This window comes from Streptomyces viridosporus T7A (assembly GCF_008704515.1).
GTDB lineage: Bacteria > Actinomycetota > Actinomycetes > Streptomycetales > Streptomycetaceae > Streptomyces > Streptomyces viridosporus.
In genome coordinates this window covers 1,618,879-1,642,782 of record NZ_CP023700.1, presented here as the reverse complement: position 1 = coordinate 1,642,782, position 23,904 = coordinate 1,618,879, and the positions used below count along the sequence as shown (strand labels likewise).

The window sequence follows — 23,904 nt, the reverse complement described above, 5'->3', positions numbered from 1 at the left end:
GGCGCTGCCCGTGGTGCGCGCATCTGCGGAGAGAACACGTGTCGAACGCCGTCTTGGGCCTGCCCGTCGGGCGAGGCCTGCTCTACCTGATCGTCGCCGGTGCCGCCTGGGGCACCGCGGGTGCGGCCGCGTCGCTGGTCTACCGGACCAGCGACATGGGGCCCGTCGCCCTGTCCTTCTGGCGCTGCGCGGGAGGCCTCCTGCTGCTGTCCGCCGCCCGGCTCCTGCTGCCGCGCGACCGGACCGCCCCGTCCGTGCCGGCCGGCCGCCGTCTCCTGCGCGCGGTGGCCACCGGGGTGGGGCTCGCCGTCTTCCAGACGGCCTACTTCGCCGCCGTCTCCGCCACGGGACTCGCCGTGGCCACCGTCGTCACCCTCGGCGCCGGACCCGTGCTCATCGCGCTCGGCGCGCGAGCGGCCCTGGGGGAGCGCCTGGGGGGCGGCGGCCTGGCCGCCGTCGCCGGTGCCCTCGTCGGGCTCGCCGTGCTCGTCCTGGGCGGCGGGAGGACGACCGTGGACCCGTGGGGCGTCCTGCTCGCGCTGCTGTCCGCGGCCGGCTACTCGGCGATGACGCTGCTCACCCGCTGGTGGGGGCGCGACGGCGGGACGGACGCCTCCGGCACGACCATCGGGGCGTTCGCCGTCACGAGCGTGCTGCTGCTGCCGCTCGCCGTGGTGGAGGGCCTGGTGCCGGCCACCGAGGCACCCGGTCGGCTCCTCTGGCTCCTGGTGTACGTCGCCACCGTTCCCACGGCGCTCGCCTACGGCCTCTACTTCGCCGGCGCGGCCGTCGTGCGGTCGGCCACCGTGTCCGTGATCATGCTGCTGGAGCCGGTGAGCGCGGCGGTGCTCGCGGTCGCCCTGCTCGGCGAGCGGCTCACGGCGGCCACCCTGGTCGGCACGCTGCTGATGCTCGGCGCGGTCGCCGGACTCGCGGTGGGCGAGGCGCGCGAGGCGCGGGCCCGCGGCGCGGGGCGGGAAGCGGTGCCGGTGTGACGTGACGGCGGGGGCCCTTCCGCCGGGGAGGGGCCCCTCGGTCATTCCCGCCGACGGCGCAGGACGTGTCCGCGGGCCGCCGCGTCACGCGCGCCGTCCCGGTCCGCCAGCCCGGCCGCGATCCGGTTGCGCACCGCCGCCGACCGCTGGCCCGCGTACTTGAACTTCGCGCGTACGCCCGTCACTTCGAGCCGCAGTACGCGGATGCCGGACAGCATCCTCCCGTACGGGGCCTCACCCACCGCCACCCGCGCGGAGCCGCCCTCCGGCTGGAAGTGGCCGACCTGGCGGTCGAGGAGCGCGGCCTTGTGCGCCGGGTCGTCCACGACATGGGCGCGGCACCGCAACTGGACGGCCGCGTAGAGGCTCGTCGGCACGCCGTGCTCGGGCGGGACGTCCGGCTCCGCCTGCCAGGGGCCGGGGACGTAGACGTAGTCGTCGACCACGCTCAGCAGGACGACCGGGTCCGCCTCGACGGCCCGCCACAGCGGGTTGGGCCGGGCCAGGTGGGTGACCGCCTCGCCGCGTCCGGCGTCGTAGGCGAAGTGCAGGGGCTGGACGTGGGGCGGTTCGCCCGGCGGGCCGTTGACCGCGAGCTGCCCGAAGTCGTGCGCGGCCAGCCACTGCTGCCACTCGGCGTCGTCGCGGGGCGCGTCCCAGGGATGGATCAGCATCACAGGGCCGCCAGGTAGGAGGGCAGCGCGGTGCCGGGGGCCAGGCCGGGGTCGGGGAGCGGGGCGTCGTACCCCTTGCGCAGCGGGAGGACGCCGGCCCAGTGGGGCAGGGCGAGGTCCTCGGGCTCGTCGTTGACGCCACCGGTGCGGAGCTTGGCGGAGACCTCCTCGAGGTCGAGGCGGATCACCGCGGTGGCGGCCAGCTCCTTCCTGTCGGCCGGGCGGGAGTCGGCGGCGCGCCCCGGTACGACGTGGTCGACCAGGGCGTCGAGGGCCCGGCGCTTCTCCTCGGGGTCGGTCACGTCGTGCGCGAGGCCGTGCACCACCACCGAGCGGTAGTTGACCGAGTGGTGGAAGGCCGAGCGGGCCAGCACCAGCCCGTCGACGTGGGTGACGGTCAGGCAGACCGGGAGACCGGCGTCGGCCCGGCCCGCCGCGCGCAGGGGGCGCGAGCCGGTCGAACCGTGCACGTAGAGCCGCTCACCGACCCGGGCGTACAGCGTGGGCAGCACCACCGGGGCACCGTCGCGCACGAATCCGAGGTGGCAGACGTAGCCCTCGTCGAGTATCGCGTGCACCAGTTCCCTGTCGTACGCGGCCCGGCCGGGGGAGCGGGTGGGGACGGTGCGTCCGGTGGGCGGGTAGACGGCGGCGGTCCGCGGCTGCGGCGGTGGGGTCCCCTGCATGGCACTCTCCATTGCACTAGTGCATAATTGGGTTTGTGCTAGGAGAGTATCGGATCAGTGGGCGGCGTGCGGCGGAGATTTCCGCGAGCATCGAGCGCGCGGTGGGGGAGGGAGAGCTGCTTCCCGGCGAACTGCTTCCCCCCATGCGGGAGTTGGCGACGCGACTGGGGGTGAACCCGAACACCGTCGCGGCCGCGTACCGGACCCTGCGGGAGCGCGGGGTCATCGAGACCGCGGGCCGCCGAGGGAGCAGGGTGCGGCCCAAGCCGGCCACCACGGCGCGCGACGCCATCCGGGTGGAGGTGCCGGAGGGGGTGCGGGACGTGTCCGACGGCAACCCGGACCCCGCGCTGCTGCCCCCGCTGGCCGAGGCGTTCGCCGCGGCGGCCGGGCTCGGCGACCGGGAGCCGGTGCTCTACGGGCACGCCCCGGTGGAGCCCGGACTCGCGCGCCTCGCGCGGGCCGGGCTGGACGCCGACGGGGTCCCGGACGGGCCCGTCGTCGTCACCTCCGGCTCGCTGGACGCCGTGGAGCGGGTGCTCGCGGCGCACCTCAGGCCCGGGGACGCCGTCGCCGTGGAGGACCCCGGGTGGGGAAGCGTGCTGGACCTGGTCCCGGCGCTCGGGCTGCGCACCGTCCCCGTCGGCGTCGACGACGAGGGGCCGCTCCCCGGCGAGGTACGGCGCGCCCTGGCGGGCGGAGCCCGGGCGCTGATCGTCACCGACCGCGCGCAGAACCCGACCGGCGCCGCGCTGAGCGCCGACCGCGCGCGTGCCCTGCGGTCGGTGCTGGCCGACCACCCGGAGACGCTGCTGATCGAGGACGACCACGGGCACCACATCGTCGACCTCCCGCTGCACCCCCTCGCGGGCACCACCCGCAGCTGGGCCTTCGTGCGTTCGGCGGCCAAGGCGTACGGCCCCGACCTGCGGCTCGCGGTGCTCACCGGGGACGCCGTCACGCTCGACCGGGTGCGCGGACGGCAGCGCCTCGGACCCGGCTGGGTGAGCAGGCTCGTCCAGCGCGCGGTGGTACGGCTGTGGACCGACGGGGCGGTGGACCCGGCGGCCGTGGCGGCGGCGTACGGACGGCGCCGGGACGCGCTGATCGGGACGCTCGCCCGGCGCGGGATCGCGGCGTACGGGCGCAGCGGCATGAACGTGTGGGTGCCCGTCCCGGACGAGACCGGCGCCGTCGCCCGGCTGCTGCACGCCGGCTGGGCGGTGGCCCCCGGCGCCCGCTTCCGGATGAGCGCGCCGCCGGGCATCCGCGTCACCGTCTCGACGCTCACGCAGGACGAGACCGAACTCCTGGGCGAGGCGATCGCCGCGGCGCTCGGACCGGGCGGGGAGCCGTCGAGGACGTACGTCTAGCGGGCGGGGGCCTGCGTTCGGAGGTCGCGGCCGACGGCCGGGGCGGGAGTGCGGCGCGAGCGGCGGCCGAAGGGGGCGGGGCGCGGCCGGCGGCCGGGGCGGGCGCGGTCTACGCCGTCCTCCTCGGCCCGGCCTGGGTGAGCGCCGCGCCCGCCAGCACGATCACCGCGCCCACCGGTGTCGACCAGACCAGCGTCTCGCCGAGGAGCACGACGCCCGCCGCGGCGGCGATCACCGGGATGAAGTACGTGACCATCTGACCGGTCGTCGGGCCGACCTCGGCGACCAGGCCGTACTGGATGAGCACCGCCAGACCCGTGCCCAGCGTGCCCAGCGCCACGACCGCCAGCAGCGGCCCGACGGCGAAGTCGGTCGGAAGGGTGGTGAACAGCGGTGTCACCACGGCCAGTTGGAGGGTGGCGAGCAGCAGCTGGCCGCCGGTCAGGGACAGGTTCGAGTGACTGCTGCCCGCCAGGGTGCGACGGACGTAGATCCAGCCGACGGGGTAGCTCAGCGAGGCCAGCAGGGCCAGCGCCGTGCCGCGGGCGTCCAGGCCCTGGAAGCCCTGCCAGGCTCCCAGCACGGTCAGCACCCCGAGGAAGCCCAGGCCCAGCCCCGCCACCCGCACCCGGGTCGGACGGTCCTCGGAGAGGGCGACCAGGGACAGGGCCATGCCCCACAGCGGCGAGGTCGCGTTGCAGATGCCCGCCAGGGTGGACGGGATGGTGAGTTCCGCGAACGCGAACAGCGAGAAGGGCAGCGCGTTCAGCAGGAACCCGGCGACCGCGAGATGGCCCCAGGTGCGCGCGCCACGCGGCAGCCGCTCCCGCCGCACCGCCATCGCGACCGCCAGCACGGCGGTCCCGAAGACCAGCCGGCCGAGCGTGACCTGGAAGGGGGCGTAGCCCTGGGTGCCGACCTTGATGAGGAGGAAGCTGAAACCCCAGATCAGGGACAGCGCGCCGAAGCGGAGCCGCCAGTCCAGGCGGGGGCGGGCGCCGTTCGGGACGGGGCCGTCCTGACCCGGCGTCATGGGGTCCGGCGTGGTGGGGTCCGGCGTGGTGGTCGCGGTGACGCTGCTCATGGGCGTAACGATGATGGACATCATCTCGTAGCACAATCGAGATTTCACACTTGGTATTGCGTAGCATCGCTTACATGTTGAACCTGGAGCGCCTGCGCACCCTCGACGCCCTCGCCCGGCACGGCTCGGTCAGCGGTGCGGCCGCGGGCCTGCACATCACGACCTCGGCCGTCTCGCAGCAGATGGCCAAGCTGGAGCGCGAGGTCGGCCAGCAACTGCTCGCCAAGAACGGGCGCGGCGTCCGGCTCACGGACGCGGGCCGGCTGCTGGCCGAGCACGCCGCGCGCATCCTGTCCCAGGTGCAGCTCGCCCAGTCCGACCTGGAGGCGCAGCGCGGTCAGGTCGCCGGTGAGCTGCGCGTCTCGGCGTTCCCGACCGCCGCGCGGGGACTGTTCCCCGTGGCGCTCGCGGACCTGCGCCGACGGCATCCCGCGCTGCGCGTGCGCTCCCGCGAGCTGGAACCGGAGCGGGGCGTCGCGGGGGTGGTGCGCGGAGACCTCGACCTCGCGGTGGTGCTCGACTGGCACAACAAGCCGATGCCGCTGCCCGACGGCCTGGTCAAGGCGCCCGTCCTGGACGACCCGGCCGACGTGGCGCTCCCGGCCGGCCACCGGCTCGCGGACCGCGCCGAGGCGGACCTGGCCGAGTTCGCCGAGGACGAGTGGATCACCTGGGGCGAGGGCGAGTTCTGCCACGAGTGGCTGATGTTCACGCTGCGCTCCAAGGGCATCGAGCCGATCGTCGGCCACCGTGCCGCCGAGAGCCACACCCAGCTCGCCCTGGTCGCCGCGGGGCTCGGCGTCTGCATCGCCCCGCTGCTCGGCCGCGACCCGCTGCCCGAGGGGGTGGTGACCCTCCCGCTCAGACAGCGCATGCGGCGGCACGTGTTCGTCGTCTGGCGCGCCGACGCCGACCGCCGCCCCTCGATCCGCGCGGCGGTGCGGGCGCTGCGGGAGGCCGGGGAGAGCGTCGGCGCGGCCGGGGGAGGGCACCGGGAGCAGGGCGCGGGGTGAGCGGCGGGACGGCCGCCCCGCCCACCGCCGGGCCGCCCGTTACGGGAGCGCCCCCAACTTCCTGAAGTCCCAGGACACGACCTTCTCCGGGGTCAGCCGCATCCAAGCGTGCCGGCCGTCGTGGGGCATCTCGTCCAGGCCGAAGTACTTCCGGGCGAACAGGGTCTCGGGGACGTCGAGTTCCGCGCACAGCTCGCCGGTGCGCGGGACCTCGCCCACGAACTCCATCCGCCCGGACAGCTCCGCGCCGCGCAGCTCGTCGTACTCCTCGCCGGTGTCCACCGCGATCGCCACCCGGGGGTCCCGGCGCAGGTCCGCCCAGCGCTTGCTGCGGACGACCGAGTACAGCCACAGCGAGACGCCGTCCCAGACGAACCAGAGCGCGCTGACGTGCGGCGCGCCGTCGGCGGACACCGTGGCGACCCGGCAGGTGCGCTGACCGGTGAGGAAGTCGTCCAGCTCGCCCGGCGTCATCATGATCTTCCGGCCCCGGCGCTGCGTGGCGGTCATACGGTGCCTCTTCTCTCACGTCGTACCGGAGGGAGATGCCCTGACATCACGTCGGGAAGGATGAGTCGTCCTCCTCGCCCGCGCAAGGGCGGGGGGCCTGTCGCACCGTGCGACCTCGCCCGCCGCCCGTGACGGGGCCCGGCCGGCACGGCGGTGCCGCGGGGGCGCCCTCCGGCCGCACCCCGCGATGAGCGTCGCCCCTCGTCCCGGCGACCGGCGCCGTACGGTCCGGCGCCGGCGGTTCAGACGAGGGTGATCGAGCCGTCGCTGACGTCGATCTGCACGGAGGGCAGCGGCTTGGTCGCCGGGCCGCTCTGCACACTGCCGTCGGTGATGGAGAAGTTGCTGTTGTGACAGGGGCAGTTGATGACCCCGTCGGCGACGCTCTTCACCGCGCACCCCTGATGGGTGCACGTCGCCGAGAACGCCTTGAACTCGCCCGCCGTCGGCTGGGTGACCACCACCTTGCGGTCGGCGAAGACCTTCCCGCCGCCCTCGGGGATGTCGGCGGTCGCGGCGAGCGCGGCACCGGCGGCGGCTTCCTCGCCCCCGCCCGAACCACCGCCGTCCGCGCCGCCGCCACCCGGTGAGCCGGAGTCCGTGGAGGAGGACGACGACGCGTCGTCGGACCCTCCGCACGCGGTCAGTGCGACGGCGAGGCCCGCCGCCCCGGCCGCGGCCACGACGGTCCGACGGGCCGGCCCCGCGGGGGCGCCGCCCTGCTCGGGCGGAACCGGGAGCTCGGGAGAGGACTGGAACGATGCGCTGGTCATGCAGGTGTGTCCCTTCCGGGAGGATGCGTGATCCGGTGATCTGCGCAGAGGTACGGTCGGCGGGCCCGCGCTGTTCAGACCCTGCCCTGTTCAGGCACTGCCGAGAGTGTGGCCCGGCCGGGGTCGGGACGGCGTGAACCACGGCTGTCGTTTCGCTCTCAGCGTCAACGTCCCTACCCGTGCCCGGCCCGCCGTCCCGCCTGCCGTACGCGGGCGGCCGCGTGCTCGGGCAGGTACCGGTCGGCGTGCAACCGGCGCGCGGCGGCGGCCGACGCGTCCCTCGGGGCGAGCCGGGCCGACCGTGGCCGGCTTCCCGGAGCGCGGGGCCTTGGGAAGGGCGTGGATTGCAAGGTCAAGAGATCGCGTAACCTGGGGAAATGCTGACCGAGGTCACCGCAACCCGCTACATCACGCCCCTGCGCGAGGGTGGTTCGCTGCCGGGGCTGATCGAGGCCGACGACCTCGGGACGTACGTCCTGAAGTTCACCGGCGCGGGACAGGGCCGCAAGACGCTGGTCGCCGAAGTGGTCTGCGGGGAACTCGCCCGCCGGCTGGGGCTGAGGGTGCCGCGTCTGGTCACCGTCGACCTCGACCCCGTCCTGGGGCTCGGCGAGCCCGACCAGGAGGTGCAGGAGCTGCTGAAGTCCAGCGGCGGCACCAACCTCGGCATGGACTTCCTCTCCGGCGCCCTCGGCTTCGACCCGCTCGCCTTCGAGGTGAGCCCCGAGGAGGCCGGGCGGGTCGTCTGGTTCGACGCGCTGGTGAACAACGTCGACCGCTCCTGGCGCAACCCCAACCTGCTCCGCCTGCGGGGCGAGCTCTGGCTCATCGACCACGGGGCGACCATGATCTGGCACCACAACTGGCCCGGCGCCGAGAGCTCCGCCGCGCGCCCCTACGACGCCTCCGACCACGCCCTGAAGTCCTTCGCGCCGGACGTCGCCGCGGCCGCCGCGGAACTGGCGCCGCGGATCACCGAGGACCTGCTCGCCGAGGTCACCGCGGAGATCCCCGACGTGTGGCTGACCGGCGAGCCCGGTTTCGGCACGCCGGACGAACTCCGGCGGGCGTACGCGCGGCCGCTGCTCGCCCGCGCGGCCACCGCCCACCAGCGCATCCACGGCCTCGAGGGGGACCAGTGAGCGACCGGCACGTCTTCGAGTACGCGCTGCTGCGGGTGGTGCCGCGCGTCGAACGCGGTGAGTGCGTCAACGCGGGGGTGCTCGTGTACTGCCGCCCCAAGTCGTTCGTCGCGGCCCGTACGCACCTCGACGAGCCGCGACTGCTGGCCCTCGACCCGGAGGTCGACCTGCCCGGCGTACGGGCCGCGCTGCGCGCCGTCGAGGGCGTCTGCGCGGGCGGTGACGCGGCGGGGCAGGCCGCGCACGACGACGCCGGGCGGCGCTTCCGCTGGCTGATCGCGCCCCGCTCCACCATCGTCCAGCCGGGACCGGTGCACACCGGGCTCACCGCCGATCCGGCGGCGGAGGTGGAGCGGCTGCTCGACCTGCTCGTGCGCTGACCCGGCCGGCCCCGCGGTGGGGCCTGCGCCCCGGCCGCCCGGGCCGGCGGTCCCGTCACGGGCGGCGCTTCGCCAGGTAGACGGTCGCGAGGAGGGCGGCCGTCACGAACGTCGCGCCGATGCCCACGTCCCAGCCGCTCGGTCCGGAGTCCGACGAGCCGCCCGTGCCGCCCCGCGCGCCGCGTGCGGGTGCGGCGACGGGAGTCGCCGGTGCGGCGGGAGCCGCGGTCCCGGTCGGCGCAGTGGGGACCGCGAGCCCGGTCGGAAGGGCCGTGGGCGCCATCGGGCCGGCGGGGGAGGGGGCGGCCGTCCGGGGCCTGGCGGTGGACGAGGTGAGGCCGCGCCGGGGAAGCTCCTCGCAGGCCACTCCGTCGTCCGCCCCCTGGGCTATGTCGAGCCGGTGGGGGTCGCCCGGGTCCGCGTCGAGCCGGGACTGCGCCTCCTCCTGGACGGCGACGTCGGAGCAGTCCAGGCCCTGGGCGTGAGCGGTGCCGGTCGGCGGCACGATCGCGGCGAGCGTGATCAGCGTGCCCAGGGCACCGGTGCGACGGCGCATGGAGCGCCTCCTTTCCGGCCACGAGTGGCTCGCGCTTCGACGCTAGGGGCCGCCCGGCGCCCAGGCGCGCGGCCCTGGGCCGATCGGGTGCTCCGCGCGGGTGACGGCGCGGGCCGGCGACGGCCGGGACACGGCCCGCCGCGGGGCCGGTCGTGCGGGGAATGGATCACACCGCGCGGTGTGCCGTTGACACCGGGTGCCAGGGCTTCTAGCGTCACGTCTGCTGAAGGTACTAAGCGGTCGCTCACTCATGGAGCCCGGCCGCAGGAGCCGCATCCCAAGGGCGAGGAGAAGCAGCAATGTCCACCACTGAGCAGCGGGTCGCGGTCGTCACCGGCGCCGCGCGCGGCATCGGCGCCGCCACCGCCGTACGACTGGCCGCCGAGGGCCGTGCGGTCGCCGTGATCGACCTCGACGAGGCCGCCTGCAAGGACACCGTCGAGAAGATCACCGCCGCGGGTGGCAGGGCCGTCGCGGTCGGCTGCGACGTCTCCGACGAGGCGCAGGTCGAGGCCGCCGTCGCGCGGGTCGCCGAGGAGCTCGGCGCGCCGACCATCCTGGTCAACAACGCGGGCGTGCTGCGCGACAACCTGCTGTTCAAGATGAGCGTCTCCGACTGGGACACCGTCATGAACGTGCACCTGCGCGGTGCCTTCCTGATGTCCCGGGCCTGCCAGAAGCACATGGTGGACGCGGGCTTCGGCCGGATCGTCAACCTGTCCTCCTCCTCCGCGCTCGGCAACCGGGGGCAGGTCAACTACTCGGCCGCCAAGGCGGGTCTGCAGGGCTTCACCAAGACCCTCGCCAAGGAGCTCGGCAAGTTCGGCGTCACCGCCAACGCCGTCGCCCCCGGCTTCATCGCCACCGAGATGACCAAGGCCACCGCGGAGCGCGTCGGCATGGGCTTCGAGGACTTCAAGGCCGCCGCCGCCACCCAGATCCCGGTGAACCGCGTCGGCGAACCGGAGGACGTCGCCGACGCCATCGCCTTCTTCACCGGCGAGGGGGCCGGCTTCGTCTCCGGCCAGGTGCTGTACGTCGCCGGCGGACCGCTCGACTAGGGAAGGCCGAGGACATGACTTCCGTGGAACTCTCGGGCAAGGTCGCCCTGATCACCGGTGCCAGCCGCGGCATCGGCTACGGCGTCGCCGAGGCGCTGGTCGCGCGCGGCGACCGCGTCTGCATCACCGGCCGCAACGAGGAAGCCCTCAAGGAGGCCGTCGAGAAGCTCGGCGCCGACCGCGCCGTGTACGTCGCCGGCAAGGCGCACGACGAGGCCCACCAGGCCGTCGCCGTCGAGCGCACGATGGAGGCCTTCGGCCGCATCGACCACCTGGTCAACAACGCCGGGACCAACCCGGTGTTCGGGCCGATGGCCGACCTCGACCTGGACGTGGCGCGCAAGGTGTTCGAGACCAACGTGCTCTCGGCGCTCGGCTTCGCCCAGCGCACCTGGCACGCCTGGCAGAAGGACAACGGCGGCGCGATCGTCAACATCGCCTCCGTCGCGGGCCTCGCGCCCTCGCCCTTCATCGGCGCCTACGGCGTCAGCAAGGCGGCGCTGATCAACCTGACCGTGCAGCTCGCGCACGAGTTCGCGCCCAAGGTGCGGGTCAACGCCATCGCCCCGGCCGTGGTGAAGACCAAGTTCGCCCAGGCGCTGTACGAGGGCCGGGAGGCGGAGGCCGCCGCGGCCTACCCGCTGGGCCGGCTCGGCGTGCCGTCCGACATCGGCGGCGCCGCCGCGTTCCTCACCTCGGACCAGTCGGACTGGGTCACCGGCCAGACCCTGGTCGTCGACGGCGGCGTCTTCCTGAACACCGGAGTGGCCTGACCCCCGCCCCGCCGCCCCGGGCCGCCCGGACGCCCGCGCGGCCCGGGGCGCGGCGGCTGCGGCACGGGCGTCCGTTGACGAAAACGGCGCCCGTGTCGGCGTTTTGGGGCCCCACGACACGCTGACAACGTAGTCATCGAAAAGTTGATCTACGGGGCCGTACCGGAGCGGTCCAGGAGGCGGAACACTGCGGTATCGTCTGCCGACCCTTGGTACGGCAGATCGAGGAGCGTGCGCGTGTTCAACCGGAACCGATGCCTGCGGCGGGTGGCGGCCATCGCGTCCATATCGTCCTTGGTGACCGGATGCGGCGTCCTGTCGTCCGACACCCCGGAGGACGAGGACCCCATCGTCATAGGAACCACCAGCTCCCCCAGCACGCTGGATCCTGCCGCCTCCTGGGACAGTTCCTGGGAGCTGTTCCGCAACATCTACCAGACGCTGCTGAGTTACCCCGTCGGTGCGAGCACGCCCCAGCCGGACGCCGCCGAGAGCTGCGAGTTCTCCGACAGCTCCAACCAGGTGTTCCGCTGCGAACTGCGCGAGGGCCTGAAGTTCTCCGACGGCGGCACGCTCGACGCCAAGGCCGTCAAGCACTCCATCGACCGGATCCGCGAGATCAATGTCAACGGCGGCCCCGCCGGTCTGCTGGGCAGCCTCGAACGGGTACAGGCACCGAACGAGCGCGAGGTGGTCTTCTACCTCAACAAGCCGGACACCACCTTCCCGTTCGTGCTCGCCACGCCCGCCATGTCGATCGTCGACCCCGACTCCTACCCGGCCGGCGCCCTGCGCAAGGACGGCGCCGTCGTCGGTTCCGGGCCGTACGCCCTCCAGTCGTACGAGGAGGGCAAGGAGGCCCGGCTCGTCCGCAACGAACACTACGAGGGCCACGCCGAGCACCGGAACGGCGCGGTGACCGTCCGCTACTTCCAGGACTCCAGCACCATGGTCAAGGCGCTGCGGGAGGACCGGATCGACCTGACCTACCGCGGTCTGGCCGCCGGTGACGTCATCGACCTCCAGGGCAAGGCCTCCAAGGAGGAGGAGATCCAGCTCGTCGAGGGCACCGGGACCGACATCAACTACCTGGTGTTCAACCCGAAGGACCCGTGGGCCGACAAGAAGGCGGTGCGCAAGGCCGTCGCCCAGGTCATCGACCGCGGAGCGATCGCGCACAAGGTCTACAGGGACACGGTCGACCCGCTGTACTCCATGGTCCCCAAGGGCCTGACCGGCCACACCACCGGCTTCTTTGACGACTACGGCGAGCCCAGCGTCGCCAAGGCCCGGCAGATCCTCACCTCGGCGGGCATCACCGAGCCGGTCCCGCTCACCCTCTGGTACACCACGGACCGCTACGGTTCCGAGACCGGGCTGGAGTTCAAGGAGATCGAGCGCCAGCTGGAGGCCTCGAAGCTGTTCGACGTCACCCTCAAGAGCCGCCCCTGGAAGACGTACGTCGAGGGCTACCAGAAGGGCGAGTACCCGGTGTTCGGGCGTGGCTGGTCCCCCGACTTCCCGGACGCGGACAACTTCATCGCCCCGTTCGTCGGCAAGCAGAACGCGCTCGGCACGCCCTACGAGGCCACCAGGATCACGAACGACCTGCTGCCCAGTTCCCGCCGCGAGAACGACCGCGCCAACGTGGTGAAGCAGTTCAAGGAGGCCCAGCGGATCCTCGTCGAGGACGCGCGGCTGCTGCCGCTGTGGCAGGGGAGGCAGTACGTGGCCGCGAGCCGGGACATCTCGGGGGCGGAGCGGGCGCTGGACCCCTCGACGATCATGATGATGTGGGAACTCTCCCGGAAGACCAGCTGGTAGGACCGGGTACGGCCGCCCGCGGGGCCGGTTGTCAGTGATCGCCTGTAGGTTCTGAAGCCTGCAAGTGACCGCACACGTGAGGACGACGACGTGACCGATATCGCCATGCTGCCCGAGTCCTGGCGCGGGGTTCTGGGCGACGAGCTGCAGCAGCCCTACTTCGAGGAGCTGACCGAGTTCGTCGAGGAGGAGCGGGCGAAGGGTCCCGTCTACCCGCCCCGCGAGGAGGTCTTCGCGGCGCTGGACGCCACGCCGTACGACAAGGTGAAGGTCCTGATCCTCGGTCAGGACCCCTACCACGGCGAGGGGCAGGGGCACGGCCTGTGCTTCTCGGTCCGGCCCGGGGTGCGGATCCCGCCGTCGCTGCGCAACATCTACAAGGAGATGCACGCGGAGCTGGGCACGCCCATCCCGGACAACGGCTATCTGATGCCGTGGGCCGAGCAGGGCGTGCTGCTGCTCAACGCGGTGCTCACGGTCCGCGGCGGCGAGGCCAACTCGCACAAGGGCCGCGGCTGGGAGAGGTTCACCGACGCCGTCATCCGCGCGGTGGCCGACCGTCCCGACCCGGCGGTCTTCGTGCTGTGGGGGAACTACGCGCAGAAGAAGCTGCCGCTGATCGACGAGAGCCGGCACGCGGTGGTCAAGGGCGCACACCCCTCCCCGCTGTCGGCGAAGAAGTTCTTCGGCTCCCGTCCGTTCACGCAGATCAACGAGGCGGTGGCCGCGCAGGGCCACGAGCCGATCGACTGGACCATCCCGAACCTGGGCTGACGCCTCCCGGGGGGTGCGGGCCGGTCCACCGGATCCCGCACCCGGCCGCCCGGGGCGCCACGGAGCGGCTTGTCCGGGATCGGCCCCGCCTGCCGTTAGCGTCGGGTGCGACAGCCGGCGAGCGGTGCGGAGGGCGCGGTGGCGGAGCGACAGGGGCAGGCGGCGCCGGACGCCGTGCTGACACGGATCGGGCAGGTCGTGATGCTGCACCACGCGGGCGACCGGGAGGAGGCCCGGCACCGCTTCCTCGGCCTGTGGGTGGAGATCGGCGCGCACGGCGATCCGCTGCACCGCTGCACCCTGGCCCACTACCTCGCCGACACCCAGGACGACCCCGAGGACGAACTGGCCTGGGACCTGCGGGCGCTGACGGCGGCGGAGGAGGTCGTCGGGGACCGGTCCGCCGCGTACGAGGGGTCCCTCGCCGTGCGGGCCCTCTATCCGTCGCTGCACCTGAACCTGGCCGCCGACTACGCCCGCCTCGGCCGCCCCGACGCCGCCCGCACCCATCTCCACCGGGCCCGGGGTGCGGCCCGCACCCTGGCCGACGACACCTACGGCGAGGGGGTACGGGCCGCCATCCGGTGGCTGGAACTGCGGCTGGGCGAGGGCGGGGCGCCCGGCGGGTGGCGTCCGCCGCGACAGCGGCCCTAGGCGTGCCACCCGGACAGGTCGGTGACGCGGCCGACGGCCGGGTCAGCCCCCGTACGTCTCCTTGCAGATGGTCGCTTCCGGGCTGTCCGGGTGCCAGCCGCCGTACTGTCTGCCCAGTGCGCACAGCCCCGTCCCGCCGCCTCCGACGTGGCGCGTCGCCTCCGGAACGCGGGGGAGGGGCTGGGGCCGCTGCGGGCGGCCGGACGTCCTCGGCTGCGGCCGGGCCGACCGGGTCTGTCCCTTCCGCTCGACGGGCGGCGCCTTGCGCTCCGGTGCGGCGGTCGTGGGGGCGGCACGGTGCGAGGGGGTCTCGGACGCCTTCGGGCGCCGGGACGGGCCGACCCTCTCCAGGGCCTCGCGGGCCGGTGCCTGCACGACCGGGCGCGCCTCGGACGGCCGGGGCGCCGCCCCCGGCGGGCCGGGCGCGGGAGGGTGCTGGACCGTCACGCAGCCCGAGAGGGCCGAGACCGCCACGGTCAGCAGAAGCGTTGCTGTGGTCGTCTTTCGATGCACCCGGGCCACTCTGGCGGCTCGGGTGCGTCGAGGGGCGGCGGACGGGCGGAGCATGCCCCGCACGGGTGATCTCCGGCCCCGTACGGGGGGCCGGGGAGGTGCCGAGGGTGACGTCATTCGCCGGTGACGCCGTCGAGCCGCTCGCGGATCAGGTCGGCGTGGCCGTTGTGACGCGCGTACTCCTCGATCATGTGGGTGTAGATCCAGCGCAGGGTGAACGGTTCGCCACCGTCCCGGCCCCGGCCCTTGGACGGGTCGTCCAGCGCGAAGCCGGCCGCGTTGCGCCGGGCCGCGCCGATCTCGGCCTGCCAGGTGCTGTACGCCTCCTGCCAGGTGTCCGCCCCGGTGAGGTGGAACTCGCCGTCCGGATCGGCCTCGTCGTAGTAGATCGGCCCGGTGTCCTCGGCCGCCAGCACCCTGCGGAACCAGGACCGCTCCACCTCCGCCATGTGCCGCACCAGCCCCATCAGGGACAGCTCCGAGGGCTGCACCGGGGCGGTGCGCAGTTGGTCGTCGGTCAGCCCCTCGCACTTCCACGCCAGGGTGCGGCGGTGGTAGTCGAGCCAGCCCTCCAGCATGGTGCGTTCGTCGGCGTTCCGGTCGGGTTCGCGGCGTTCGGTCGTCATGAGGGGCATCCTCGCCCACCCCCGCCCTCGTCCACCAGGCGTTTCAAGGCCGACCGAGCATTCCGGCCAGCAGCTCCCCCAGGTCCGAGCGCACCTCCGCGAGGCTCGGCACGCGCGCGCTGAAGGAACCGGCCACACAGGAGAACATCAGCCCGTCCGCCCAGGCGATCAGCGACAGCGCGTGCCGGTCCGGTTCCATGGAGCCGAGCCCGGTGACCAGGGCGACGAGCTGGTCGCGGAAGCGGGCGCCGGCCGCGTCGAAGTACGCCCGCAGTTCGGGGCGGCGGGTGGCCTCCAGGGCCAGTTCGTAACGGGCGAGGGTGAGTTCGCGGTTGCGGGTCAGCGCGCGGTGGGTGGCCAGGGCCAGGGCGTCCACCAGGGAGCCGGTCCCGGCCCGCGGGTCCGGCAGCTCGTGCAGCGCGAGGACGCGTGCCTCCCGCTCGGCGAGCCGCCGCACCGTCAGCTCCAGCAGCGCCTGGCGGGTGCGCGCCAGGTTCGAGGTGGATCCCTGGGGGAGTCCGGCCGCCTGGTCGACCGCCCGGTGGGTGAGCCCGCGCATCCCGCGTTCGGCGAGCAGGGCGAGGGCGGCGTCGGCGACTAGATCGGCGCGGGAGGCGCCTGCGGTGCGTTCGGACATGGAGGCCAAACTACCTCCCGCACTACGGCTGTAGTACAGTCGGAGCCGTACGCTTACTACATATGTAGTTCCAGGGTGAGGAGGAGCCATGGGGCGAGCCGAACGGGCGATCGTGATCGGCGGGGGGATCGGCGGCCTGACTGCGGCGGTCGCCCTGCACCGGCGCGGTGCGCGGGTGACGGTGCTGGAACGGGCCCCCTCCCTGGAACCGGTCGGCGCGGCCATCTCCCTGGCGCCCAACGCGCTGCGCGGGCTGGACGCCATCGGGCTCGGCGACGACATCCGCGCCCTGTCCGCCTGGCAGGGCGACGGAGGACTGCGCGCGCCGAGCGGCCGGTGGCTGTCCCGGACCGGCGCCGCCGCCGCGGAGGAGCGCTTCGGCGGCCCCCTGGTCCTGCTCCACCGGGCCACCCTCATCGACCACCTGGCCGCGCGGCTCCCGCCGGACGCCGTCCGCACGGCCGCCGCCGCGCACCTCGTCGACCCCGGAGAGGCCGGCGACCCCGGCCGGCCGGCCCGCGTCGGCACCCCCGACGGCGAGCTGGAGGCCGATCTGGTGGTGGCCGCCGACGGCATCCACTCCGCGGTGCGCCGCGCGCTCTTCCCGGACCACCCCGGACCCGTGTACTCCGGGTTCACCACCTGGCGGGTCGTGATCCCGCTGCCCGGCGTGGAGTTCGCCTCGCACGAGACCTGGGGCCGGGGCCGCATCTGGGGCACGCACCCGCTCAAGGACGGCCGGGTCTACGCCTACGCCGCCGCCGTGGCACCCGCGGGGGAGCACGCCCCCGACGACGAGCGGGCCGAACTGCTGCGGCGCTACGGCGACTGGCACGACCCGATCCCCGCCGTGCTGGCCGCCGCCCGCCCCGAGGACGTGCTCCGCCACGACGTCCACCACATCGCCGAGCCGCTGCCCGCCCACCACCGCGGCCGGGTGGCCCTGGTCGGCGACGCCGCGCACGCCATGCCGCCGACCCTCGGCCAGGGCGGCAACCAGGCCATCGAGGACGCGATCACCCTCTCCCTCGTCGACGACCTGCCCGCCTACACCGCCGCCCGGCTGCCCCGCACCACCGCGATCACCCGCCGGGCCGTCAGGGTGGCCCGCCTGAACATGATGACCGGCCGGGTCGGCACCGCCGTGCGCGACAACGCGATCGCCGCGCTGTCGAAGGCCGGGCCGGCGCTGTTCCTGCGCGGCTTCGACGGGATCGCCGACTGGCGGCCTCCCCGGCCGCCGTATGCTGCGCAGCGGACCAGGACGGACGAGGGCTAGAGGAGAACACCCGGTGAAGGTCGGCTGCATCGGACTCGGAGACATCGCGCAGAAGGCCTACCTCCCGGTGCTCGCCGGCCTGCCCGACGTCGAACTGCACCTGCAGACCCGCACCCCCGCCACGCTCGACCGGGTCGCCGACGGCCTCCACCTCCCGCCCGGGCAGCGCCACGCGGACCTCGCCGCGCTGCTCGCCCAGGACCTCGACGCCGCCTTCGTGCACGCGCCGACGCAGGCCCACCCGGAGATCGTGACCCGCCTCCTCGAGGCGGGCGTGCCGACCTACGTCGACAAGCCGCTCGCCTACGAACTCGCCGACTCCACGCGGCTCGTGGCGCTCGCCGAGGAGCGGGGGACGAGCCTCGCCGTCGGCTTCAACCGGCGCTTCGCCCCGGGCTACAGCCAGTGCGCGGAGCATCCGCGCGAACTGATCCTGATGCAGAAGAACCGGACCGGGCTGCCGGAGGAGCCGCGCACGATGATCCTCGACGACTTCATCCACGTCGTCGACACCCTGCGCTTCCTGGTGCCCGGCCCGGTCGACGACGTGACCGTGCGCGCCCGCACCGAGGACGGGCTGCTGCACCACGTGGTGCTCCAGCTCGCCGGGGACGGCTTCACCGCGCTCGGGGTGATGAACCGGCTCAGCGGATCGGCCGAGGAGATCCTCGAGGTCTCCGGGCAGGACGCCAAGCGCCAGGTGGTCAACCTCGCCGAGGTGATCGACCACAAGGGGCAGCCGACCGTGCGCCGGCGCGGCGACTGGGTGCCGGTGTCCCGGCAGCGCGGCATCGAGCAGGCGGTGCTCGCCTTCCTGGACGCGGTGCGCGCGGGCGAGGTGCTCAGCGCCCGGGACGCGCTGGCGACCCATGAGCTGTGCGAGCGGGTGGTACACGCGATCCACGAGCGTTCCGCCCGAGGCGCAGGACTTCGGTGACGCCCCAGGCGGCCAGGACCAGCAGCGCGGTGTACGGGAGCCAGTCGCCGAAGCGGACGTAGGGCGTGGTGCCGTGCGCCAGCGGGACCTCGTACACCTGCGCGGCACGGGCGTCCGTGCCGAGCCGCGGGCCGACGCGCTCCCCGCCCGGTCCGTACACGGCGGAGACGCCCGTCAGGGTCGCGTGCACCATCGGACGGCCGGTCTCGGCGGCGCGCAGCGCGGCGAGCGAGGCGTGCTGCGCGGGAGCCCAGCTCTGCTGGAACGTCGAGGTGGAGGACTGGGCGAGCAGGACGTCGGCGCCGTCCTCGGCGAGGTGCCGGCTCATGTCGGGGAAGGCGCTCTCGAAGCACACCATCGGGCCGATCCGCAGCCCTTCCCCGACGTCCATCACCACCTGCCGCGAGCCGCGCCTGCGGTCCTCGCCGGCCGCCTCGCCGACGGAGGTCGCCCAGCCCAGCAGGGAACGGGCCGGGACGTACTCGCCGAACGGGACCAGCCGCATCTTGTCGTACCGGTCACCGGTCGGGCCGTCCGGACCGACCAGCACCGAACTCTTGTGGATGCCGGGCCGGTCGGAGCGCCGGGCGTCCACGTTGACCAGGATCTCCGCACCCGTCTCACGGGACAGGTCCGCGAGCCGCCGCGCGAGGTCGGGCCGCTCCCCGAGGTCGAAGCCGACGCTGCTCTCGCCCCAGACGACCAGCCCGACGTCCTGGCCCACGAGCTCACGGGTGAGCCGCTCCTCGAGGTCGAACCGGTTGCCGGGGCCGGAGACGACGCCGGGCTGCACGACCGCGATCCTGACCCGGTCGTCGGTGTCCGGCCGCGGCGACCACACCCACGCCGCACAGGTCACGGCGGCCGTGGCGGTCAGCCCGGCGACCGCGGGCACGCGGGACCGCCGGAGGGCGACGAGCACGGCCACGGCGACGTTCAGCGCCACCACCAGGAAGCCGGTCAGCCACATCCCGCCGACCGACGCCAGCCGCAGGGCGGCCTCCACCTGCCACTGGCTCGCGCCGAGCACGCCCCAGGGGCCGCCGAGGCCCTGCCAGGAACGGACGAGTTCGACGGCCAGCCAGCCCGACGGCAGCACGACGAGCGCCGCCAGGACCCGGCCCCGCGACGGGTCTGCGCCGAGCATGCGGCGCACCAGCCAGCCCCAGGGCGCCCACAGCGCGCCGAGCAGGGCGGCGACGACGAACGTGAACACGTGCAGGTTCGGCAGCAGCCAGTGGTGCATGGCCAGCATGAAGCCGAACCCGCCCCACCAGCCGTCGTAGGCCGCCCGTCGCCCCGTCGGCGCGGTGCGGGCCAGCAGGATCCAGGGGACCAGGGCGACGTAGGCGAACCACCACAGGGACGGGGCGGGAAAGGCCAGGACGGGCAGGGCACCCACGACCGCGGCGAGGGCCGAGCGCCGCCACGGCGAGGTGAGCCAGTGGCCGAGCGTCTTCATGAGCGCCTCCCTACCGTTCCCGGAGACCGGGCGTGAACTGCACGGGCTCAGCCGCGTGCCCCGAACGGTGCCGGGCACACCGGTCTCCCGCGTCCGCTCCGCGTGCGGGCCGCACGGATCGTGTCCGTGGTCCGGGACCCCGGGGACGGGTTTCCCCACGCCCCCGGGCGCCGTCTCCGGCCCGGGCGGTCCGATGCCCCGCACGATCGCTCCGGTCGTGCGGGGGCGGTGCGGTCCGTCGCCGGGTGCGGTGCCCGAGGGCGCCTCGTCCGACGGCCGCCGAGGCGGCGTCGTGACGGGTGGCCCCGCTGATGCTCCCGGCCCGGCGCGCCGAGGACGCCTCGGCCGAAGACCGTTGCCGCTCCGTCCGCGTGTCCGTGGAGTGCTCCGGGCCGTCCACCCCGCACCCCCACCGGCTCGACTCCGAACACCCGCTCACCCCTCCCAACGAGCACCACCCGCCAAGGTCACGCGTTCGACGGGCGAACTCCCGTCCCCCTCCCCGGCCGGACGGCACCCGTCCCGGCCCCGGCCGTCCCCGGCCACTCGTACACGCCGGAACACACACTCCCGCTCAGCCCGTCCCCATCGGTTGCCGACCCCGTGGTACCTCCAGTGTGCGTCCCGGAGGTGATCCGGGACAGGGCGGGCGGGCTCAGCCGATCACAGGAGCCGTCGGCGGGCCGGGAGGGCGGCGCCACTTCTCGCGCACCACCACCTCGCTCAGCCGCCAGCCGTCGTCCGTGCGCAGCAGGGCGAACGCGTACCGGCCGCCGCACACGAGGTCCGGCTCGGCGGGTCCGCCGTCCCGCCCGGTGCGGCCCATCGGGGCCACGTAGTCGGCCCGCACCCGTGCCGTGTCACCGGTGTCCTGCTCCCGGACGCCGAACCGCACCCGTCGGTTGACGATCAGGTGCTGCCGCACGGGGAACGCCTCCAGGTGTTCCGCGAGCCACCCGGCCACCTCCCGGGCGCTCCCCTCGATCCCGCCGGCCGAGCGGTAGTCCGCCCGCCCCTCCGGAGTGAACAGTCCCCGGTACGCCTCCCAGTCACCGTCGTCCACGGCCGCCGCGTACTCGGTGACGAGCTCGTCGACGGCCAGCCGGTCCCTCACGGTCGCGAGCTCCGTACGCTGCGTCATCGGCTCAGTCTTGGTCATGCGGCGGGCGGATCCAAGGGGGCGTGCGCGGATATTCACCGGTTTCCGGGGCGCGGCGGGGCCGGGCCGGACACCGTGAACGACCAGCCGACCGCGGCGCGCCCCGGAGCCGAGGTGCGCGCCCGCCCCCACCGGGCCCACCGTCACCGTCCACCAGGCCCACCGGCCGGGGGCCGGCCGCGCCGAGGCGCGCGGCGGCCGCCGTTCGGATCACCCGGGGCCGCCCTTCGGGTGATGGCCGGACGCCTCGTGAGCCGAACAGCCGCCGCAGGGGTACGACGTCTCGGCAGAGGACGCACACAGAGGACGAACCCGGAACGCCGTGAGGAGCTCGGGGATGTACGCAGCAGTCCGGCGATACGAAGGGGTGACCGATCCGGCCGAGGCGGCACGTCTCGTGAACGAGGGGTTCGTGCCGCTCATGCGCCAGGTCTCCGGCTTCGTGGCCTACTACTGGATCGATGCCGGGGACGGGGTGATGGTCTCGACCAGCGTCTTCCAGGACCGGGCCGGTGCCGAGGAGTCGGTCGCGAGGGCGGCGGACTTCGTGCGGGACAACCTCGCGTCGGTGCTTCCCCACCCTCCCGAGGTCACGGCCGGCGAGGTGGTGGCTTCCGCATGACGGCGTTCGGACCAGCCGGGTGAGAGGTCCCCCGGCCGTCCGGCCCGCCGTGCCCGCACGGTCGCCCTTCTCGGCGTTGGTCCTCAGCGCTGGTCCCGCGAGGTGCCGTCGGCCGCGAAGGGGGCTGCGAGCGCTGCTCGGCCCGGGTCATCGAGCCGTGTTCACAGCCCGCAAGGGCACGTGCTCGAACGTCGGGCCGCGTCACATCCATTGGGCAGGCCTGCCGAAGCGTGGATCATGGAGCCGTGACGACGTGGACGGGCAAGGCGGATCCGGTCGAGCGGTCGGAGGGTGGGCCGGAGCTCTCGGCGTACCGGCGGGCGATGCGTGACCGGCTTCTCGCGGCCCCCGTGGTGCCCGCTCCTGAGCCCTGGCAGCCCGTCTTCGCGTCCCGCGTCCCTGTCGGCGGGCTGCTCGGGATCGGCTTCGCGACGCATCCCGACAGCGGTCACGATCTGGTGATGGTCGTCTCCGGTGACGGTCACGGTCTCTTCGACGCCGTCACCGGGGAGGAGATCGCCAGGGACCGTGATCCCGACCCCGAGGACAGCACGCCCGACGCGGTTGCCGACCTGTCCTGCCCCGGGCTGGGGCCGATCACCGGAAGCCGCGTACGCATCGCGGGGCTCTTCGGCGGAGGGCTGCACACCACCACCTCGGACGGCTGGACTCTGGAGGTCGTCTCCCCGGCCTGGCCGAACGATCGCGTCCTGCTGTCCGGCGACGGCGGGCTTCCCCACGCCGGTCCGCACGGAGAGCGGTGGTGGCACATCTTTCACTCGCACTACTCCGAACTCCGAGCAGCCGGTTTCTCGCCCTCCGGACGCACCATCGCCGTAGCGACGAGCAGTGACATCTCACTGTGGACACGCGGGGCGGACGACAACCACTCCAGGAGCACCGAGGCTTGAGCGGACCGGATCGCGTGTCGAGTCCGACGGATGCCGATGGCGTGGACCTCGACGAAGTACGGAGTCTGCTGGCCGCCCACACCTGGCTGGAGGAGCTTTCGCAGGGCGGCGGTGACACGGAGCTGATGAAGCTGTGCTGCGTTCAGTTGTCCCATGCCGGGGACCCCCACGACGTGCTGCTCGTCTGGCGGGTCAAGTCCGCCAGTATGGACGCCGACTGCTCGATCGGCCTCCCGTTGCTGTGCGGAAGCGGACTGGCCACGACCAGGGCGTACCCGTCGAGTCGGTGTTCGCCCGAAGCCGGAGCGGCACTGCGACGGCTGATCCGCGGTGAGGAGGCCGGCGACTTCGAGGACTTCTGCGTCGAAGGACACTCCGCCCGGTACGCCGCCCACTGCGCGACCTGACGCACGAAGCCGGCCCCCCACGGTCGCCGGAGGACGACGTCCTCGCCCGTCCGCGGGTCTAGGCTCTGCCCGGGGGTCATCGGCTCGGAGCTTTCACCGGGAGGAAGTCATGAAACGCCTCGTCACCGTGGTCACCGGCGGCAGCCGGGGGATCGGGGCCGCGACCTGTCTGCGGCTCGCGGCGCAGGGGCACGACGTCGTGGTGGGGTACCTCCGGGACGCCGGCGCCGCCGAGAGGGTGGCGGAGGGGGTGCGGGCGGCGGGTGCGCGTGCCGTGACCGTGCGGGGGGACACCTCGGTCGAGGCGGACGTCGACCGGCTCTTCGAGGTGGCGGAGCGGGAGCTGGGACCGGTGACGGGGCTGGTGAACAACGCGGCGGTGACCGGTCCGCTGGGGCGGTTCGCCGAGGTCGACACCGCGACCCTGCGCCGGGTCGTGGACGTCAACCTCATGGGGCCGCTGCTGTGCGCGCGGCGGGCCGCGCAGCTCATGACGCCCCGGGGCGAGGGGGTGATCGTGAACATCTCGTCCGGGGCCGCGACGCTGGGCAGCCCGAACGAGTACGTGCACTACGCGGCGACCAAGGCCGCCGTGGACACGCTGACGCTGGGGCTGGCCAAGGAGCTCGGGCCGGACGGCATCCGCGTCAACGCGGTCGCCCCGGGCGTGATCGACACGGAGATGCACGCCGCCATGGGCGCCCCGGACCGCGCACGGGAGGCGGGGGCGGGGGTTCCGCTGCGGCGCGCGGGGCAGGCGGAGGAGATCGCGGCGGCCGTGGCGTGGCTGATGTCACCGGACGCCTCGTACACCACGGGGGCGGTCCTGCGGGTGGCGGGCGGACGCTGAGGCGTACCGCCCGGGGCGGCCGGGAGGGTCAGGCGGCCTCGACGACCTCGCCGCGGACCGCCGCCGCCCACTCGATCACCAGCAGTTCGTACTTCTCGCGCTCCTGGGCCGACAGGGAGCCGCCCGCACGCAGCCAGAGGGCGCGGATCTGCTCGTTGACCTCGGCGGCGGACCGTAGGGAACCAGGGGTCACGACATCGGGGGACATGCGGACCAGCCTAGGGCCAGA

General features: G+C 74.0%; 28 protein-coding genes. 16 read left to right on the top strand and 12 right to left on the bottom strand.

The features are described 5' to 3' along the window. Window positions 1-38 precede the first annotated feature (38 nt). Window positions 39-995, top strand: coding sequence for a DMT family transporter (locus CP969_RS07760; protein WP_016827192.1), 957 nt, complete (start codon window positions 39-41; stop codon window positions 993-995). 41 nt (window positions 996-1,036) lie between these two features. On the opposite strand, the gene CP969_RS07755 is transcribed toward CP969_RS07760, so the two are convergent. Together CP969_RS07755 and CP969_RS07750 are read right to left on the bottom strand one after the other, a co-directional pair. Continuing rightward, the gene (locus tag CP969_RS07755) at window positions 1,037-1,669 is read right to left on the bottom strand and encodes an FMN-binding negative transcriptional regulator (RefSeq protein WP_016827193.1); all 633 of its coding nucleotides are present in this window, start codon (window positions 1,667-1,669) and stop codon (window positions 1,037-1,039) included. After that, window positions 1,669-2,355: a pyridoxamine 5'-phosphate oxidase family protein gene (locus tag CP969_RS07750; protein WP_016827194.1), complete on the bottom strand. Its 687-nt coding sequence runs from the start codon at window positions 2,353-2,355 to the stop codon at window positions 1,669-1,671. The genes CP969_RS07755 and CP969_RS07750 overlap by 1 nt, the downstream gene beginning before the upstream one ends. Window positions 2,356-2,390: 35 nt before the next feature. Between CP969_RS07750 and CP969_RS07745 the strand changes: the two genes are divergently transcribed. Further along, on the top strand, window positions 2,391-3,728 hold the full coding sequence (locus tag CP969_RS07745; RefSeq protein ID WP_026085347.1) for an aminotransferase class I/II-fold pyridoxal phosphate-dependent enzyme: 1,338 nt from the start codon (window positions 2,391-2,393) through the stop codon (window positions 3,726-3,728). A 109-nt stretch (window positions 3,729-3,837) separates the two neighbouring features. Here CP969_RS07745 and CP969_RS07740 read toward each other — a convergent pair whose 3' ends face one another. Further along, window positions 3,838-4,812: a DMT family transporter gene (locus tag CP969_RS07740; protein WP_171817510.1), complete on the bottom strand. Its 975-nt coding sequence runs from the start codon at window positions 4,810-4,812 to the stop codon at window positions 3,838-3,840. A gap of 74 nt (window positions 4,813-4,886) precedes the next feature. Between CP969_RS07740 and CP969_RS07735 the strand changes: the two genes are divergently transcribed. After that, window positions 4,887-5,825, top strand: a complete 939-nt coding sequence (locus tag CP969_RS07735) for a LysR family transcriptional regulator (RefSeq protein ID WP_016827197.1) — start codon at window positions 4,887-4,889, stop codon at window positions 5,823-5,825. Window positions 5,826-5,864: 39 nt separating this feature from the next. Here CP969_RS07735 and CP969_RS07730 read toward each other — a convergent pair whose 3' ends face one another. Both CP969_RS07730 and CP969_RS07725 read right to left on the bottom strand, forming a co-directional pair. Continuing rightward, window positions 5,865-6,335 carry a pyridoxamine 5'-phosphate oxidase family protein gene (locus tag CP969_RS07730; RefSeq protein WP_016827198.1) on the bottom strand — a complete coding sequence of 157 codons (471 nt, stop codon included), beginning with the start codon at window positions 6,333-6,335 and terminating at the stop codon, window positions 5,865-5,867. A gap of 242 nt (window positions 6,336-6,577) precedes the next feature. Further along, complete coding sequence (locus CP969_RS07725) at window positions 6,578-7,108, bottom strand: Rieske (2Fe-2S) protein (protein ID WP_004990939.1); 531 nt, start codon at window positions 7,106-7,108, stop codon at window positions 6,578-6,580. 377 nt (window positions 7,109-7,485) lie between these two features. Here CP969_RS07725 and CP969_RS07720 point away from each other — a divergent pair, with 377 nt between their 5' ends. Then, window positions 7,486-8,250, top strand: a complete 765-nt coding sequence (locus CP969_RS07720; RefSeq protein WP_004990940.1) for a HipA family kinase — start codon at window positions 7,486-7,488, stop codon at window positions 8,248-8,250. Beyond that, window positions 8,247-8,630 (top strand): DUF3037 domain-containing protein, encoded by a 384-nt coding sequence (locus CP969_RS07715; protein WP_004990941.1) that lies wholly within the window; start codon window positions 8,247-8,249, stop codon window positions 8,628-8,630. Before CP969_RS07720 ends, CP969_RS07715 begins: the two co-directional genes overlap by 4 nt. A 55-nt stretch (window positions 8,631-8,685) precedes the next feature. On the opposite strand, the gene CP969_RS07710 is transcribed toward CP969_RS07715, so the two are convergent. Further along, a complete protein-coding gene (locus tag CP969_RS07710) occupies window positions 8,686-9,186 on the bottom strand; it encodes an excalibur calcium-binding protein (RefSeq protein ID WP_016827199.1) in 501 nt (166 codons plus the stop codon). 299 nt (window positions 9,187-9,485) lie between these two features. Here CP969_RS07710 and fabG point away from each other — a divergent pair, with 299 nt between their 5' ends. The 5 genes from fabG to CP969_RS07685 all read left to right on the top strand — a co-directional run bounded on the left by fabG (window position 9,486) and on the right by CP969_RS07685 (window position 14,272). Next, a complete protein-coding gene (gene fabG, locus CP969_RS07705) occupies window positions 9,486-10,247 on the top strand; it encodes a 3-oxoacyl-ACP reductase FabG (protein ID WP_004990943.1) in 762 nt (253 codons plus the stop codon). 14 nt (window positions 10,248-10,261) lie between these two features. Beyond that, the gene (locus CP969_RS07700) at window positions 10,262-11,020 is read left to right on the top strand and encodes an SDR family oxidoreductase (RefSeq protein ID WP_004990944.1); all 759 of its coding nucleotides are present in this window, start codon (window positions 10,262-10,264) and stop codon (window positions 11,018-11,020) included. A gap of 237 nt (window positions 11,021-11,257) precedes the next feature. Then, window positions 11,258-12,844 (top strand): ABC transporter substrate-binding protein, encoded by a 1,587-nt coding sequence (locus CP969_RS07695; RefSeq protein ID WP_016827200.1) that lies wholly within the window; start codon window positions 11,258-11,260, stop codon window positions 12,842-12,844. Window positions 12,845-12,934: 90 nt separating this feature from the next. Beyond that, window positions 12,935-13,618: a uracil-DNA glycosylase gene (gene ung / locus CP969_RS07690; protein ID WP_004990947.1), complete on the top strand. Its 684-nt coding sequence runs from the start codon at window positions 12,935-12,937 to the stop codon at window positions 13,616-13,618. A 138-nt stretch (window positions 13,619-13,756) separates the two neighbouring features. Next, window positions 13,757-14,272 carry a tetratricopeptide repeat protein gene (locus CP969_RS07685; protein WP_016827202.1) on the top strand — a complete coding sequence of 172 codons (516 nt, stop codon included), beginning with the start codon at window positions 13,757-13,759 and terminating at the stop codon, window positions 14,270-14,272. A gap of 42 nt (window positions 14,273-14,314) precedes the next feature. On the opposite strand, the gene CP969_RS07680 is transcribed toward CP969_RS07685, so the two are convergent. The 3 genes from CP969_RS07680 to CP969_RS07670 form a co-directional block, all read right to left on the bottom strand. Further along, complete coding sequence (locus CP969_RS07680) at window positions 14,315-14,794, bottom strand: hypothetical protein (RefSeq protein ID WP_026085349.1); 480 nt, start codon at window positions 14,792-14,794, stop codon at window positions 14,315-14,317. Between the two features lie 104 nt (window positions 14,795-14,898). Next, a complete protein-coding gene (locus CP969_RS07675) occupies window positions 14,899-15,411 on the bottom strand; it encodes a DinB family protein (protein WP_004990952.1) in 513 nt (170 codons plus the stop codon). A gap of 43 nt (window positions 15,412-15,454) precedes the next feature. Continuing rightward, the gene (locus tag CP969_RS07670; RefSeq protein WP_016827204.1) at window positions 15,455-16,048 is read right to left on the bottom strand and encodes a TetR/AcrR family transcriptional regulator; all 594 of its coding nucleotides are present in this window, start codon (window positions 16,046-16,048) and stop codon (window positions 15,455-15,457) included. An 88-nt stretch (window positions 16,049-16,136) separates the two neighbouring features. Here CP969_RS07670 and CP969_RS07665 point away from each other — a divergent pair, with 88 nt between their 5' ends. Both CP969_RS07665 and CP969_RS07660 read left to right on the top strand, forming a co-directional pair. Further along, complete coding sequence (locus CP969_RS07665; RefSeq protein ID WP_016827205.1) at window positions 16,137-17,327, top strand: FAD-dependent monooxygenase; 1,191 nt, start codon at window positions 16,137-16,139, stop codon at window positions 17,325-17,327. A gap of 13 nt (window positions 17,328-17,340) precedes the next feature. Beyond that, complete coding sequence (locus CP969_RS07660) at window positions 17,341-18,264, top strand: Gfo/Idh/MocA family protein (protein ID WP_016827206.1); 924 nt, start codon at window positions 17,341-17,343, stop codon at window positions 18,262-18,264. Here the strand turns inward: CP969_RS07660 and lnt are convergent. Beyond that, on the bottom strand, window positions 18,170-19,726 hold the full coding sequence (gene lnt / locus CP969_RS07655; RefSeq protein ID WP_016827207.1) for an apolipoprotein N-acyltransferase: 1,557 nt from the start codon (window positions 19,724-19,726) through the stop codon (window positions 18,170-18,172). The genes CP969_RS07660 and lnt overlap by 95 nt on opposite strands. Window positions 19,727-20,381: 655 nt before the next feature. After that, entirely contained in the window at window positions 20,382-20,867 is a 486-nt protein-coding gene (locus tag CP969_RS07645) for a nuclear transport factor 2 family protein (protein ID WP_016827208.1), read from the bottom strand. Between the two features lie 355 nt (window positions 20,868-21,222). Between CP969_RS07645 and CP969_RS07640 the strand changes: the two genes are divergently transcribed. The 4 genes from CP969_RS07640 to CP969_RS07625 all read left to right on the top strand — a co-directional run bounded on the left by CP969_RS07640 (window position 21,223) and on the right by CP969_RS07625 (window position 23,675). Next, entirely contained in the window at window positions 21,223-21,507 is a 285-nt protein-coding gene (locus CP969_RS07640; protein ID WP_026085350.1) for a hypothetical protein, read from the top strand. 323 nt (window positions 21,508-21,830) lie between these two features. Continuing rightward, entirely contained in the window at window positions 21,831-22,418 is a 588-nt protein-coding gene (locus tag CP969_RS07635; RefSeq protein ID WP_051044553.1) for a hypothetical protein, read from the top strand. A gap of 41 nt (window positions 22,419-22,459) precedes the next feature. Continuing rightward, the gene (locus CP969_RS07630; protein ID WP_016827211.1) at window positions 22,460-22,825 is read left to right on the top strand and encodes a hypothetical protein; all 366 of its coding nucleotides are present in this window, start codon (window positions 22,460-22,462) and stop codon (window positions 22,823-22,825) included. A gap of 109 nt (window positions 22,826-22,934) precedes the next feature. After that, a complete protein-coding gene (locus tag CP969_RS07625; protein ID WP_004990966.1) occupies window positions 22,935-23,675 on the top strand; it encodes an SDR family NAD(P)-dependent oxidoreductase in 741 nt (246 codons plus the stop codon). A gap of 28 nt (window positions 23,676-23,703) precedes the next feature. Here CP969_RS07625 and CP969_RS07620 read toward each other — a convergent pair whose 3' ends face one another. Next, window positions 23,704-23,883 (bottom strand): hypothetical protein, encoded by a 180-nt coding sequence (locus CP969_RS07620; RefSeq protein ID WP_016827212.1) that lies wholly within the window; start codon window positions 23,881-23,883, stop codon window positions 23,704-23,706. Window positions 23,884-23,904 lie beyond the last annotated feature (21 nt).

Coding starts and splice junctions, on each gene's coding strand:
- CP969_RS07750 (WP_016827194.1), bottom strand. CDS start 2,355: ATGCAGGGGACCCCACCGCCGCAGCCGCGGACCGCCGCCGTCTACCCG.
- CP969_RS07665 (WP_016827205.1), top strand. CDS start 16,137: ATGGGGCGAGCCGAACGGGCGATCGTGATCGGCGGGGGGATCGGCGGC.
- CP969_RS07670 (WP_016827204.1), bottom strand. CDS start 16,048: ATGTCCGAACGCACCGCAGGCGCCTCCCGCGCCGATCTAGTCGCCGAC.
- CP969_RS07755 (WP_016827193.1), bottom strand. CDS start 1,669: ATGCTGATCCATCCCTGGGACGCGCCCCGCGACGACGCCGAGTGGCAG.
- CP969_RS07740 (WP_171817510.1), bottom strand. CDS start 4,812: ATGAGCAGCGTCACCGCGACCACCACGCCGGACCCCACCACGCCGGAC.
- CP969_RS07625 (WP_004990966.1), top strand. CDS start 22,935: ATGAAACGCCTCGTCACCGTGGTCACCGGCGGCAGCCGGGGGATCGGG.
- CP969_RS07710 (WP_016827199.1), bottom strand. CDS start 9,186: ATGCGCCGTCGCACCGGTGCCCTGGGCACGCTGATCACGCTCGCCGCG.
- fabG (WP_004990943.1), top strand. CDS start 9,486: ATGTCCACCACTGAGCAGCGGGTCGCGGTCGTCACCGGCGCCGCGCGC.
- CP969_RS07735 (WP_016827197.1), top strand. CDS start 4,887: ATGTTGAACCTGGAGCGCCTGCGCACCCTCGACGCCCTCGCCCGGCAC.
- CP969_RS07635 (WP_051044553.1), top strand. CDS start 21,831: ATGCGTGACCGGCTTCTCGCGGCCCCCGTGGTGCCCGCTCCTGAGCCC.
- CP969_RS07645 (WP_016827208.1), bottom strand. CDS start 20,867: ATGACGCAGCGTACGGAGCTCGCGACCGTGAGGGACCGGCTGGCCGTC.
- CP969_RS07620 (WP_016827212.1), bottom strand. CDS start 23,883: ATGTCCCCCGATGTCGTGACCCCTGGTTCCCTACGGTCCGCCGCCGAG.
- CP969_RS07725 (WP_004990939.1), bottom strand. CDS start 7,108: ATGACCAGCGCATCGTTCCAGTCCTCTCCCGAGCTCCCGGTTCCGCCC.
- CP969_RS07675 (WP_004990952.1), bottom strand. CDS start 15,411: ATGACGACCGAACGCCGCGAACCCGACCGGAACGCCGACGAACGCACC.
- CP969_RS07730 (WP_016827198.1), bottom strand. CDS start 6,335: ATGACCGCCACGCAGCGCCGGGGCCGGAAGATCATGATGACGCCGGGC.
- lnt (WP_016827207.1), bottom strand. CDS start 19,726: ATGAAGACGCTCGGCCACTGGCTCACCTCGCCGTGGCGGCGCTCGGCC.
- CP969_RS07640 (WP_026085350.1), top strand. CDS start 21,223: ATGTACGCAGCAGTCCGGCGATACGAAGGGGTGACCGATCCGGCCGAG.
- CP969_RS07700 (WP_004990944.1), top strand. CDS start 10,262: ATGACTTCCGTGGAACTCTCGGGCAAGGTCGCCCTGATCACCGGTGCC.
- CP969_RS07720 (WP_004990940.1), top strand. CDS start 7,486: ATGCTGACCGAGGTCACCGCAACCCGCTACATCACGCCCCTGCGCGAG.